The organism is Endozoicomonas sp. 2B-B (assembly GCF_053470045.1).
In genome coordinates, this window is the sequence record NZ_JBLZMU010000001.1 from 755,003 (window position 1) to 769,024 (window position 14,022).

Annotated in this window: 7 protein-coding genes; 2 read left to right on the plus strand and 5 right to left on the minus strand. The window is 49.9% G+C overall.

Going from position 1 to position 14,022, the window contains the following annotated elements; translation table 11 throughout:
• The first annotated feature begins 16 nt into the window (after positions 1 to 16).
• Positions 17 to 4,912 (plus strand): SidE phosphodiesterase domain-containing protein, encoded by a 4,896-nt coding sequence (locus ACOMHB_RS03050; RefSeq protein WP_448215450.1) that lies wholly within the window; start codon positions 17 to 19, stop codon positions 4,910 to 4,912.
• Between the two features lie 156 nt (positions 4,913 to 5,068).
• Positions 5,069 to 10,021 (plus strand): SidE phosphodiesterase domain-containing protein, encoded by a 4,953-nt coding sequence (locus ACOMHB_RS03055; protein WP_448215451.1) that lies wholly within the window; start codon positions 5,069 to 5,071, stop codon positions 10,019 to 10,021.
• 141 nt (positions 10,022 to 10,162) lie between these two features.
• Here ACOMHB_RS03055 and ACOMHB_RS03060 read toward each other — a convergent pair whose 3' ends face one another.
• The 5 genes from ACOMHB_RS03060 to ACOMHB_RS03080 are packed head-to-tail and all read right to left on the minus strand — an operon-like array spanning position 10,163 to position 14,008.
• Positions 10,163 to 10,936 (minus strand): heme ABC transporter ATP-binding protein, encoded by a 774-nt coding sequence (locus tag ACOMHB_RS03060; protein ID WP_448215452.1) that lies wholly within the window; start codon positions 10,934 to 10,936, stop codon positions 10,163 to 10,165.
• Positions 10,936 to 11,985: a FecCD family ABC transporter permease gene (locus ACOMHB_RS03065; RefSeq protein ID WP_448215453.1), complete on the minus strand. Its 1,050-nt coding sequence runs from the start codon at positions 11,983 to 11,985 to the stop codon at positions 10,936 to 10,938. Before ACOMHB_RS03065 ends, ACOMHB_RS03060 begins: the two co-directional genes overlap by 1 nt.
• Positions 11,986 to 12,006: 21 nt before the next feature.
• The gene (locus tag ACOMHB_RS03070; protein ID WP_448215454.1) at positions 12,007 to 12,900 is read right to left on the minus strand and encodes a heme/hemin ABC transporter substrate-binding protein; all 894 of its coding nucleotides are present in this window, start codon (positions 12,898 to 12,900) and stop codon (positions 12,007 to 12,009) included.
• Positions 12,897 to 13,325 (minus strand): ExbD/TolR family protein, encoded by a 429-nt coding sequence (locus ACOMHB_RS03075; protein ID WP_422136534.1) that lies wholly within the window; start codon positions 13,323 to 13,325, stop codon positions 12,897 to 12,899. The genes ACOMHB_RS03070 and ACOMHB_RS03075 overlap by 4 nt, the downstream gene beginning before the upstream one ends.
• Positions 13,322 to 14,008 (minus strand): MotA/TolQ/ExbB proton channel family protein, encoded by a 687-nt coding sequence (locus ACOMHB_RS03080; RefSeq protein WP_422452054.1) that lies wholly within the window; start codon positions 14,006 to 14,008, stop codon positions 13,322 to 13,324. The genes ACOMHB_RS03075 and ACOMHB_RS03080 overlap by 4 nt, the downstream gene beginning before the upstream one ends.
• Between the last annotated feature and the right edge of the window lie 14 nt (positions 14,009 to 14,022).

Below are 14,022 nucleotides of genomic sequence, written 5' to 3' on the forward strand. Positions count from 1 at the left end.
ATGCGAGGACTAAAAAATGGATCCGCTTCCTATTAAAACAACAGAACAGCCAGCTTTTGCTGGTTGTATCCGTTCCTCTGGCAATAGTGCTAAGACAGGCGTCGCTTTTGCCAAAAAAGTAAGTATAAGTGAAAAGCTAATGCGCCCGGATGTTGCTTCTGAAAAGTGGAATCAGGCAATCAAAATTGATTGTCAGGCCGGGCATAAACGTAATGTAACCGTTGCTGAGATTACCTCGAAAATCAGTGGCACATCACTGGCAGCGCTGACCATTGAACCGTTAAAAAAGCGTCCAAAAATAGCTGCAACCGAAACAGCCCATTGGCCGGTCATTGATCCATCGTTGATTGAATCTACTCAGGTAGCGAAAACAGCCTTGCTTCAGCCTTATCGCCCATCACACATCTCACCTCCTGCCGGGACCATTGCCCGTGAGGTACATGGTCTCCAGCACAGTTGCCGGGCGGCGATCTGGGCAGTAGCCCTGTTGCAACAGCGTAAACTGCACGGCGATCGCCTGGCGCGGGAATTTCCCGACCAAATGATACCCCTGCTGATCAAAACCTGTCTGTTTCACGACACGGGTCGTGAAGGCGATGGGAACGACACGCCGGAGTGGGAGCGGGCCAGTGCTGACAACCTGAGGGAACACTTGCGCAACTTCGGCGTGGATCAGTCCCTGGCCTGGCAGTGTGGTGAGGCCATTTGCCACAAGGATAATCCGAAGGGCTGCGAGCGTCTGCCCGAGGCGATACAGACCCTGCGCAGCCTGCTCCATGACGCAGATACGCTGGATGTTATGCGGGTCAGAGGATGCTTTTACATGGATCGGCTGGAGTGTTTCGCTGCCTGTCAGGATGATCGGCAGAGGCAAGACTGGCGCCTGCTGGCCGAAGAGGTCTGCCAGGTGATTACCAGGCAGGGTGACCTCTGGTCTCCGATCAAGTTGCAGGACAGTGACGCAAACTGCGAATATTTCTTCAGTATCGGTACCGGCAGCCTGTGTCAAAACACTAAGAAGCATTGGGAGCACCACCCTTCGCCCTTCAGTTATCAGCTATTTAGCATAGGTGAGCAGTCCGGTGTTGTCCGGGAGTTGATTACGCCCTATACCGGACAGCTGACAGAACCACCGGCATCGTCTTTCTCCCTGGCAAAACTGACCCCGCAAGCTGCTGCCATGGAAGAATGCCAAAGCTGCACCTTGTCAGCGGGGCTTTACACCGACCCCATCAGCCAACAAGTATATTCCGTCAAAGCGGCGAGCTGTGAGCTAAGCGCCCGCAACCAGCTGCTAATGGCTAACCTTGCCGGGCTGCTGGGCATCACAGTACCTCAAAGTTTTGTTCATGAGGAGCAGGATCGTTTTTATGTGGTCAGTCCTGTCCCCAAACAATGGCAGGGCAAGCTCAAAGGCGGCGAGGCGACGCTGCGCTCTTTGTCTCCAGAGCAGTGGGCCAGATTATTGCTGATTAATGTAATTGTCGGTAACGAAAGTATGGTAAACAGTGCCTGGGAGGGCATTGAACTGACCCCGGAAGGGGAGCCGGTCATGTTTCACTGGGATTATGCCGGGATGGCAACTCGCTACCCGTGTCCTGAAAAACCAGAGCCCGCCCCCAAAACGGATGACTTTTCCTCCATGCCCGTGCTGCTGCAAAAACTGCGGGACCCTCAGGCGCCCTCCATGAACTCGTTGCCGATCTATAACCCCTGCGTCGATATTCTCGTGCAATTAGAGGATGACTTGCTGGGCCATACCCTGAAAGATATCTTGCGCCAGGTTGACTGGCAGGCCCTGGACCGGCTCATCGAACACAGCGGTTTTCTGCCCGGTGACCGCAGCTGGTTACGACAGACTATTCATGATCGCATTGCCTGGCTGACCACTCGCTTTCCCAACAGTCTGGAGGCAGGTGAGCGGGTATCCATGGCGGAATACAAGGCGATAGAGGCGGCGGGTATCCGTGGTGGTTGGCTGCCGGTCAAAGGCCGGGATATCAGCGGCGGGCAGATCGGTATCAGCCAGTTACTGGATGCCAATGGCCAACCCATTACCCGGATGACCCTGAAGTTGTCCCGGGAAGCGGGCAATAAACTGGCTGATAATCTGGCCCTGGATCGGGGGTTGCACCGTCTGGCGCGCCGGGTTCAATATACCAACTTTGCCCTGAATGGCAGTTACCGCGATTGGCGCAGTGACCTGGCCAGCCTGGCCAATGATTGTGAGAGAATGGCCAGACAGTTAGCTAAAGATAAAACACGATGGCACGCAAAGGATCACGATACCATTGATATGACCGTGAAGGTTTTGTGGGACATTGTTAGCAAGTGCCGGGCATCGTTAAGCGACGACGTACCCTATATTGCAGAACTGCCAGCCATCAAAACACCACTGCCCGTCCCTGTCTTTCCTGCACGAGTCAGTTCAAGAATTGGCGAAGAGGTTGAAGCGACAGTAGAACTGGCTGAATTCAGCCATGGTTTTGCCAAACTGACAGGCCAGAGCGTCAGTTATTTGAGTCCGGAACAACTGAAGGAAGCCCGGTTGACCACCCCACCGGTTCGGGCTGTATTACTTGAATCGACCGTCTGTGAAGGTGGCAGTATCCTGTTTTCACCTCCGAACCTGCCTGATGCCCTGAGTTATGAAAATCAACTGACCCTCACCTTTGAGGGACACAGTAAAACCGTGGTTGAAGCATTGTTCAGGGAGCTGGCAGAGCTGGGCATTGACGGGGAGCGGCCGGATACCAACGATCTGGAGGCGATATGGCTGGACGCCCTGGCCGACTACCACGGCTGCCTTGGTAATATGAACCGTGCTGTGGCAGCGGATATCAATACCCCGGTAAACACCAGCAAAAAAGCGTTTCTTAAACGGTTGCTGAATCTCAGTGAACTGAAATGGGACACCCACTCTCGTATTCGCGCAGGACGTTGGGTGCAATTCCGTCCGGGATTTCCCCATGGCATTTCGGTAAACCCCGCCAGGAACTTCTGCCTTGGGCACAATTTAAACTTTCATGCAAAGGAGGAGCGGAACAGTGAACAGTTTTTGCTCAGCCTGGAAAATGAAGCTGCCCTGAACTCTTTTGAAAGACGTAGTCAGATCGGTATGGAACCCCATGATATCGGTGCGATGCATACGGTAACAAGGATGAATTGCGACACAAAATACATATTTTTCCGAGTCATGGAGGGGCTGGAGGATAATTCCAGATACAGACCTGGTGGGGCCATGTCTTTGCGCCTGACTTCTGAAACACTCGGTCGTATGGATGCAGAAATTTATAGGAATGAAAAGCATTATGGGAAGGAATTTTCTGGTTTGGAAGCCTTCACACGTAATGAGAAAATCATTACGCGATCGACCTATGACTACCGAAGTGTGATTGAGCACAGTAGTTTACAAGAGACTCGTTTTTCCAATCCCGTGTCCCTGCTTGACGAGTTATACAAGCTTGAGATGAGTTCTCTCGAAGGACAGCGGCAATTGTTGGGTACACTAAAGAAACGCTTTAGCCATTGGCCCGACGGACGTCCGCTGGAACAGCTTTTCCGGGAATCCTGGTCAATCTATTACCACGAGTTAATCTCTGAAGGCAGCGAGTATCACGAAGGCATCAAAGGACTCGTCAAGTGTTGTGGCGAAGAGCAAATACAGTTGCTGTTTGAGCAAAACCCACAACTGTTGGAGGGCAAGCTGGATTCCCTGGATGGCCTTAAGTTAAATAGTGAGGGTCGCATAGAAAGGATTGATTTCAGCGGCTGTTCAATGGAGGGAACAAGACTGCAATCCACTCATTTTAGCGAATGTAAATTTAATACAGAGCTGTTAAACAGTGCCATTGTTGACTATAGCTTTTTCAGCGAATGTTCTTTTGAAGGTAAGCGGTTTTCATCATTGCAATTAGAAAAGGTTCGTTTTTACGCTCCAGCGGGTAATGATGGCCTGGTACTTGAAAGAACACGCCAACTTTCCCGAATCATATATCAGTCGTGTATTAATCAGAATAATGAGTTCAATCTGGGACAATGGCTGGATGTGATGATAAAAAGTGATTTTCTACACTACGACTCAACACCGCTGGAGAATTTAATCAGTGATGTTCTGTCCCAAAATATTAATGAAATTAAAAGCACTTATCCAAAAAAACTTTGTCAAATTACTGATGTACTTTTTTTCTTTGAATTTGAAAATACTGCCAATGCAGTAAGTTTTATCGAAAATAATCCGGAATTCTGTGATTGCAAAATCAAAGATCTCAAAGATTGGTATTTTGATTTAAGAGCGACCTTCCTGAAAGAAGTACGTTGTGTCAACATGCGATTAAGTCCATTGGAAAGATTATTTGCCAAGGATCGCCTGAAACACAATGATGCTTCCCGGCAAGCGGTTTTGGCATTGATATTAAATGTTATTAATCTTGTTCTGTTCCCTGAATACAATGATAAATACATAGACTTTAGCGGTAATACCAACAGCGCGGATGAGCATGACGATTGCTTGAAGGATATTCCTGAGGTCAATAGCGAAAGTACAGAAAACAACTCCATTTTATCCCTGAAAACAGACGGCTTGCCTCTGGTTAAAATGCAAGAGTTCAAAGCTCATTTTTGTAAATTACACCTTAGTGAGTGCCGGGAATATTTTCATCGACTCTGGAAAGAATGCTCAGAAGAGATTCAATTAACAATTGCAAAACACTGTTTGCGTCATCAAAATATTGCCGTTAGCCCTATAACAACCAAGGAATTTATGGATTTGTTGTCTAAAGACCAGGACGAGCAATATTGGCTGGAAATCTATCTTGCTAACATGGGTAAACATACAAAAAATGAGGATGAGTGGAACCGCTTGATGCCGGAATATTTTGGAAAGTGGGGTGAAGACAACAGATATTATTGAGTTCGAATAACAGAATGACCAGAATGACCAGGACACCCACACCTTTTTCAGCCTGCCTGCGAGCATATTACGCATCGTCTGGATTTTTAGCCCTGACAATGGAGGAAACCAACTGGTTAGGTACTTATTACAAGGACAGCAGTGAGGGCTAAAAAAATGGATTCGCTCCCCAGGAAAACAGTAGGTGGAACAACAGAACAGCTATCTTTTGCCGGTTGTATCCCTTCATCTGACAATAGTGTTAACACAGGCGTCGCCTTTGCCACCAGGAAAGTGAGTGAACTTGAAGAGGTCATGCTCCCCGGTGCTGCTTCTGAAAAGTGGAATCAGGCAATCAAAATTGATTGTCAGGCCGGGCATAAACGTAATGTAACCGTTGCTGATATTACCTCGAAAATCAGTAGTACATCGCTGGCAACGCTGATCAGTGAACCGGTAGAAAAGTGTCCGAAAACAGGCGAAACCGAAACAGCCCATTGGCCGGTCATTGATCCATCGTTGATTGAATCCACTCAGGTAGCAAAAACAGCCTTGCTTCAGCCTTATCGTCCATCACACATCTCACCTCCTGCCGGGACCATTGCCCGCAAGGTTCACGGTCTCCAGCACAGTTGCCGGGCGGCGATCTGGGCAGTAGCCCTGTTGCAACAGCGTAAACTGCACGGCGATCGCCTGGCGTGGGAATTTCCCGACCAAATGATACCCTTGCTGATCAAAACCTGCCTGTTTCACGATACTGGCCGTGAAGGCGATGGTTTCGATACGTTGGAGTGGGAGCGGGCCAGTGCTGACAATCTGAGGGAACATCTGCGCAACATCGGCGTGGATCAGTCCCTGGCCTGGCAGTGTGGTGAAGCCATTTGCCACAAGGATAATCCGAAGGGCTGCGAGCATCTGCCCGAGGCGATACAAACCCTGCGCAGTCTGCTCCACGATGCAGATACGCTGGAAGTCATGCGGGTCAGAAGATGCTTTTACATGGATCGGCTGGAGTGTTTTGCTGACTGTCAGGATGATCTCAAGAGGCAAGACTGGCGCCTGCTGGCCGAAGAGGTCTGCCGGGTGATTGCCAGGCAGGGTGACCTCTGGTGTCCGATCAAGTTGCAGGACAGTGAAGCAAACCACAAACATTTCTTCAGCATCGGTGCCGCCACCCGCTGTGAAAACACTAAGAAGCAGTGGGAGCACCATCCTTCGCCCTTTAGTTATCAGCTGTTTAGCATAGGTGAACAGTCCGGTGTTGTTCGGGGGTTGATTACGCCCTATACCGGACAGCTGACAGAACCACCGGCATCGTCCTTCTCTCTGGCAAAACTGACTCCGCAAGCTGGTGCCATGAAAAGTGCTGCCATGGAAGAATGTCATAGCACCTGGCCAGCGGCGCTTTACAACGACCCCGTTAGCCAACAAGTATATTCCGTCAAACCGGCGAGCTGTGAGCTAAGCGCCCGCAACCAGCTGCTAATGGCTAACCTTGCCGGGCTGCTGGGCATCACAGTCCCTCAGAGTTTTGTTCATGAGGAGCAGGGTCATTTTTATGTGGTCAGTCCCGTTCCCGAACAATGGCAGGGCAAGCTCAAAGGCGGCGAGGCGACGCTGCGCTCTCTTTCTTCAGAGCAGTGGGCCAGATTATTGCTGATTAATGTGATTGTCGGTAACGAAAGCATGGTGAACAGTGCCTGGGAGGGCATTGAACTAACCCCGGAAGGGGAGCCGGTCATGTTCCACTGGGATTATGCCGGGATGGCAACTCGCTACCCGTGTCCTGAAAAACCAGAGCCCGCCTCGAAAACGGATGACTTTTCCTCCATGCCCTTGCTGCTGAATAAACTGCGGAACCCTCAGGCACCCCCCATGAACTCGTTGCCAATCGACAACCCTTGCGTCGATATTCTTGAGCAATTAGAGGATGACTTACTGGGCCATACCCTGAAAGATATCTTGCGGCAGGTTGACTGGCAGGCCCTGGACCAGCTCATCGAACACAGCGGTTTTCTGCCCGGTGACCGCAGCTGGCTACGACAGACTATCCATGATCGCATTGCCTGGCTGACCACCCGCTTTCCCAAAAGCCTGGAGGCAGGTGAGAGGGTATCCATGGCGGAATACAGGGCTGTAGAGGCGGCGGGTATCCGAGGCGGTTGGCTGCCGGTTAAAGGCCGGGATATTCGCGGCGGGCAGATCGGTATCAGCCAGTTACTGGATGCCGATGGCCAACCCATTACCCGGATGACCCTGAAGTTGTCCCGGGAAGCGGGCAATAAACTGGCTGATAATCTGGCCCTGGATCGGGGATTGCACCGTCTGGCGAGCCGGGTTAAATATGCCAACTTTGCCCTGAATGATCCCAAGCATGCCCTGAAAGAGCGTTACCGCGACTGGCGCAGTGACCTGACCAGCCTGGTCAATGATTGTGAAGGCATGGCCGTGCAGTTAGCCAAAGATAAATCACGATGGCAGGCAAAGGATCACAATACCATTGATAACACAGTGACGATTCTGCAGGACATTGCTAACAAGTGCCGGGCATCATTAAACGCCGACGTGCCGTTTATTGCAAAACTGCCAGCCATCAAAACGCCCCTGCCTGTCTCTGCCTTACCTGCAAGGGTCAGCTCAAGAACCGGCACAGACGTTGAAGTAAAAGTACAACTGGCTGAATTCAGCCACGGTTTTGCCAAACTGACAGGCCAGAGCGTTAGTTATTTGACTACGGAACAACTGGATGCCGCCCACCTCAGCGCCTCACCGGTTCGGGCAGTAGAACTCGAATCGGCCGTCTGTGAAGGCGGCAGTATTCTGTTTTCTCCCCCGAGCCTGCCTGAAGCCCTGAGCTTTGAAAATCAACTGACCCTCACCTTTCCCGGACACAGTAAAGCGGTGGTTGAAGCATTGTTCAGGGAACTGGCAGAGTTGGGTATTGGTGGGGAGCGACCAGATATCAACGACCTGGAAGAGCAATGGCTGGACGCCCTGGCCGACTATCACGGTTGCCTGGGTGATATGAACCTTGTTGTGGCAGCGGATATCGATACTCCGGTAAACACCGGCAAAAAAGCCTTTCTTAAAGAATTGCTGAACTTCAGTGACGAAGAATGGCTCAATTGGGAAATCCATTGTCGTATTCGTGCAGGACGTCTTGTGCATTACCGTCCGGGTCTGCCCCACGGCATTTCGGCAAACCCCGCCAGACAGTTCTGCCTCGGGCATACGTTAGGCTTTTGGTCGCGTGGGGAACGGGACAATGGACAGGTTTTGATCAGTCTGGAAAATGAAGCTGTCCTGAGCTCCTTTGAACGACGTCATCAGATCGGGATGAAACCGCATCATTTCAGTGCGGGGCATATAGCTCACAGGATCAAAAGCAACACCGAATACACATTTACCCGGGTCATGGAGCAGCTGGCAGATAATTCCAGGTACAGACCTGGTGGGGCCATGTCTTTGCGCCTGACTTCTGAAACACTCGGCCGTATGGATGCAAAAATTTATAAAGAACCAATCCCATATTCAGGTGGATTCCCTGGTTTGGAGGCCCTCGCCCGTAATGAGAAAATCATTACTCAGTCAACCAGTGACTACCAGAGTGTGATTAAGCACACTCTGGCACAAGAGACCTGTTTTTCCAATCCTGTGTCTTTGCTTGACGAGTGGAGCAAACTAGAGATGAGTTCTCTCGAAGGACAGCGGCAATTGTTGGGTACACTAAAAAAACGCTTCAGCCACTGGCCCGACGGGCGTCCGCTGGAACAGCTTTTTCGGGAATCCTGGTCAGTCCTCTACCGTGAGTTAACCTCTGAAGACAGTAAGCATCACCCGGGCATCAAAGGTATCGTCAGCTCTTGTGGCGAAGAGCGCATACAGTTGCTGTTTGAGCAAAACCCACAACTGTTGGAGGGCAAGCTGGATTCCCTGGATGGTTTTGAGCTGAAGGATTTGAGTACTATAAAAAGCATTGATTTCAGCGGCTGTTCAATGAGGGGTACAATACTGCCATCCATTACATTTCAGCAATGTAAATTCAATACAGAGCGGTTAAACAGTGCCATTGTTGACAGTTGCTTTTTCTCACAATGTTCTTTTGAAGGTGAGCGGTTTTCATCATCGGTATTAGACAATGTTCGGTTTTTCACTCCAGGTGGTAAGGATGGCGAGGTACTTGAAAGTACATCCCAGATTTCCCGAATCCTGTATCAGTCCTGTGTTAATGAGAACAATGAGTTCAATCTGGAAAATTGGCTGGAGGTGATGGGGAAGAGTGATTATTTATGCTATTTCTCAACATCGCTGGATGATTTAAGCCGGGATATTCTGTCCGAACATATTGATGAAATTATCAAAACTTATCCACAGCAACTTCATAAAATCATTTATGGACTTTTCGCCATTGAATTTAAAAGTACGGCCAATGCAATAAATTTTGTCCGGAATAATCGGGAGTTCTATCATAGTCAAATCAAAGATCTCAAAGATGTGTATTTTGAGTTCAGAACCACCTTCCTGAAAGAAGGAGATTATAATAGTACGACTGGAAATCCACTTGAAGAATTATGCCCCCTCAATAGCCTCAAAGACAATGACTTTTCCCGGGAATCAGTTTTGTCGTTGATGTTAAATGTTATGAACCTTGTTCTGTTCCCTGAATCCAATGACAAATACATAGACTTTGGCGTCAATGCCAAAAGTACGGATGAGCATGATGATTGCCTGAAGGACATTCCTGAGGACAGTAGCGAAAGTATACAAAACAACTCAATCTCATCCCTGCAAACAGATGGCCTGCCTCTGGCTGAAATGGAAGCTTACAAAGCTCATTTTTGTAATTATTACCTCAAAGTGTATCGGGAATATTTTCATCAATTTTGGAAAGAATGCTCAGAAGAGAGTCAATTAAGAATAGCCAAACACTGTCTGCTTCATCAAAACATTGCCGTTAGCCCCTTAACAACCATTGAATTTTTTAATTCGTTGCCTGAAGGCCATGACGAGCAATACTGGCTGGAAATCAATCTCGCTAACATGAGTAAACATACAAAAAATCAGGATGAGTGGGACCAGTTGCTATCGGAATATTTTGGAAATTGGGGTGAAGACAACAGATATTATTGAGTTCGAATTGGCTGTTATGGTGCGCCTGTTTTTTGAATCTGTACGTTTATTTTTAGTTGCGTAGGTATAAAATTAAAGGAACCAATTTCTCATCCTGGCGTTCGAGGGGGATGAGAAATTGTGAAATGGTCTCAACAGAGATTAATTATTGATAACCAAAGGACAGCCATGAGCTGGATGCTCCGAAATCGTAACATCCACATCAAACACAGCCTGTAATGTTTCGGCGGTCAACACTTCATGGGGTGTTCCCTGGGCTGCTATAGCCCCTTCTTTTAGAATCACCAGACGGTCTGAGTAACGGGCTGCCAGATTAAGATCGTGCAGAATAACCATTACACCTACACCTTTCTCAGCCTGCTTGCGGGCCATTTTCAGAGTCAGTTGCTGATGAGCCGGATCCAGTGCTGAAGTGGGTTCGTCCAGCAACAGGTAGCGTTTGCCAAAATCCGGTTCGTCCCAGATCTGGGCCAACACTCTGGCCATATGAACCCTCTGTCGTTCACCACCGGAAAGGGTGGTGTACCGACGATCTCTCAGATGCAGACCATCGACTTCTGTCAGTGCCGCCTCAACGATGGCCAGATTTTCTGTCCGGTCTGTAGCACAGGGAATGCGTCCCAGAATAACCACTTCTGCAACCGTGAAAGGAAAGCTCAGTGAGGAAGACTGAGGTAACACGCCCAGCATAAGAGCTTGTTGTTGCAGTCCCCAATCAGTTCTGTCATTTAACAGTACCTTTCCTGAAGAAGGCTTTTGCTCTCCACTGATGACTTTCATCAGGGTGCTTTTACCAGCCCCGTTAGGGCCCAGAACTGTGACTATTTCACCGGGAGCGACTGAAAGACTGACAGCATCAAGCAGTCTCTTTTCAGCAATCTGCACTGTGGCATTTTCAACCTTGAGACAACTCATCAGGCGATCCTTTTGCGTTGCTGCCATAGCAGGGACATGAAGAATGGAGCACCCATCAGGGCGGTGACAATACCAATGGGCAGTTCAGCGGGGGCGACAGCGGTTCTGGCGATCATATCGGCTGCCAGCAACAGGATACCCCCCAGCATGGCTGAGGCAGGTAACAGTGTTTTGTGATCAGGTCCTGCCAGCAAACGAATCAGATGGGGGACTACCAGTCCGACAAAGCCAATGATACCGGCGACCGATACAGAGACACCGACCGCCATGGCCGTCACCAGGATCAATTTAAGCTTGGTTTTCTGAACATCAATGCCCAGATGTCGGGCTTCGGATTCGCCTAGCAACATAGCATTGAGAACCAGTCCGTAACGACACAGCAAGAAAATAACTGGACCTAAAAGGGTGAAACAGAGCAGGACCAAGTTCCAGTTGGCACCACCTATGCTGCCCATTTGCCAGAAGGTCAGGCTTCTGAGAGTAGCATCGTCAGCAATGTAATTCAGGATTCCCATACCTGCGCCTGCCAGTGCAGAGATCGCCACACCGGCCAGCAGCATGGTAGCAACAGAGGTGCCGTTGCTGGTGGTACCCATTTTATAAACGATCCAGGTCGTAAGAACGCCGCCGCCAAAAGCCAGCAGTGAAACGCTGTAATCCATAAGCAGTGGGCTGGAGAATCCTGCGAAAAACGCCGATCCTAAAACAATACCGATACCCGCTCCAAGGGCCGCGCCGCTGGATACACCGATGATACTGGGATCAGCCAGCGGGTTTCTGAACAAGCCCTGCATGGCAGCACCGGCAATGGACAGAGAGCCGCCAATCATGATACCCATCAGTGTTCTTGGCAGGCGGATGGATTCTACGATCAGACGTGTCTGGTCGGATACCTGACTGTCAGTGATGCCCAGTCTATCCAGGAAAATGCAGATAATATCCAGAGGGGCAATGGCCACCGGACCGGTGCCCACGGACAGCACCATGACAGTTGGCAGGGCCAAGGCCAGCATTATCAGCAACAGTGCCGATTTACGACTAGGGTTCATTGTTGTTCTCAGTGACGGTGATCAGGATTCCGGATAAAAGGCCTTGGCCAGACTCAAAGCTGTTTCTCCGGTTCTGGGACCCAGACCTCCCAGTAGTAATCGACCGTCTACGGGAATAACACGGGCATTTTTACCCGCAGGCGTCTGTTTCAAAACAGGCTGGCTGTCGAACAACTGTTCCATGGTGAGGCCACGACCACGATCCGAATAGATAATCACATCAGGAGCGAGGGTCAACAGCGATTCATTGGACAGAGGTTTATAGCTGTTGAACTGAGCTTCTGCAGGATTAAAACCACCGGCCAGCTTGATCAGGGCATTGGCTTCGGTACCGGCACCGGAAACGGAGGGGGTTCTGCCTTCCATGGCCAGCAGGAACAGGACTCTGGGTTTATCTTTGCCTTTGGCCAGCTGCTGTGAGGCTTTCAGGTCGTTCTCAATGGATTGCCAGAGAGCGTCGCCTTCTTTCTCTTTATCCAGCAATTTCGCCAACGAATGTATTCGCTTGTGAATGCTTTCGGCAGAGTTGTCGGTGGCGTAGGATTCAACTTCCAGACCCGCCATTTCCAGTTGAGTGATGGTGGTTTTTGGACCCATGTCGTCTGTGCCAATGAGCATGTCAGGCTTCAGTGCCAGAATACCTTCGGCAGAGAGCTGCTTGTGATAGCCGAGTTTGGGCAGTTTGTTAACCTGAGGAGGGTAGTTACTGGTGAGATCCACTGCTACCAGCTGGTCACCAGCACCCAGTGCGTAAATGATTTCAGTAATACCACTGCCGGCAGAAACAATACGTTTCTCCTCTGCTGAACGGTTGTTCTGGGTGTTGGTCACTGCTGCCGTTGTGAAGAGAGACACTGGCAGCAGGAAAGCCATTGCCAGAGAGACCAGAAGCTTCTTTCCGGGCACTGTGTTCATGGACTTTTCTCCTCCATAAGGACTTGTGCGGCAGTAATTTCGTGCTCACTTAAAAACATCATTAGCTCAACCAGGTTTCCCAGAGGTGCTTCCTGATCACCCGCGATCAGGACCGTGGTGTCAGGCGCTTGCTTGACGCGGGCCAGCAGCGCCTGACTAAACACTTTAAAACTGTCGTATTTATTCTCTGCCAGTGCCCAGGGCTGACCATTTGCCAGAATACTTACGGTCAGTGTTTCAGGCTCCTCAGTCAGGGCAGCTTCTTCACGGCTGGCTTCGGGCAGATTCACAGGCAGACTCAGGGTTTGCACATTGGCTGTGAACAGAAGGAAAACCATGACAATAAAGACAACATCCAGCAGCGGTGTCAGATCCGCTGCGGAAAAAGAGGCGTTTGTTTCGTCACTATCGGAAATACGAATCATGCTGGAACGGCCTCAGGACAGGTGCCGGTTTCCTGATTAAGGGCAATGCCATCGTCGTTCATTTTCAGGCCTTCCAGCAGCAGGTTGGCATGGTTCAGGGCAAACTCCAGTTTGGACACATAGTGATTGGCCCAGATGCCAAAACCGTGAGCGGCTGCCAGGGATGGAATGGCCACCATCAGACCAAAGGCGGTGGTGAACATCGCTTCCCAGAGGCCGCCAGCCAGAATATCCGGTGTTACCGGGCCCTGTACTTCAGAAATTCCCTGGAACATACCAATAAGGCCAAGAACGGTGCCCAGTAGTCCCAACATAGGTGCCAGAATACCAATCAGCATCAGTGGTTTCAGCCAGGCATGAAGGGTGTTTTTTTGTTTCAGGAGCCAGAGGCCTGCTACTTCTTCACGCATCTCTTTTTCGCAGTCATTGTGGCTCAACAGAATAGCGATACCCTTGCGAACACCTTTTCCGGCAACAAGGTTTTTGCAGAGTTTGTTCTGGCTGTTATTGCAGTGGGAGCAGCCGCGAACTTCATTGAGCAGGGTATTCATGCTTTTTTTATTGAGGCTGGGCAGCAGCGTAAAAGTGATCAGTCTTTCCAGGATAAGAGCCAGACTGATGCAGGAGATAATGACCAGGGGCCAGCCCATGAGTCCCAGGGAGGAGATCTGTTCCAGTAACATCAATTAATACCTGT

Excerpts from the sequence above, each read along its gene's own strand:
- ACOMHB_RS03050 (WP_448215450.1), top strand. The coding sequence starts at position 17 with ATGGATCCGCTTCCTATTAAAACAACAGAACAGCCAGCTTTTGCTGGT.
- ACOMHB_RS03055 (WP_448215451.1), top strand. The coding sequence starts at position 5,069 with ATGGATTCGCTCCCCAGGAAAACAGTAGGTGGAACAACAGAACAGCTA.
- ACOMHB_RS03060 (WP_448215452.1), bottom strand. The coding sequence starts at position 10,936 with ATGAGTTGTCTCAAGGTTGAAAATGCCACAGTGCAGATTGCTGAAAAG.
- ACOMHB_RS03065 (WP_448215453.1), bottom strand. The coding sequence starts at position 11,985 with ATGAACCCTAGTCGTAAATCGGCACTGTTGCTGATAATGCTGGCCTTG.
- ACOMHB_RS03070 (WP_448215454.1), bottom strand. The coding sequence starts at position 12,900 with ATGAACACAGTGCCCGGAAAGAAGCTTCTGGTCTCTCTGGCAATGGCT.
- ACOMHB_RS03075 (WP_422136534.1), bottom strand. The coding sequence starts at position 13,325 with ATGATTCGTATTTCCGATAGTGACGAAACAAACGCCTCTTTTTCCGCA.
- ACOMHB_RS03080 (WP_422452054.1), bottom strand. The coding sequence starts at position 14,008 with ATGTTACTGGAACAGATCTCCTCCCTGGGACTCATGGGCTGGCCCCTG.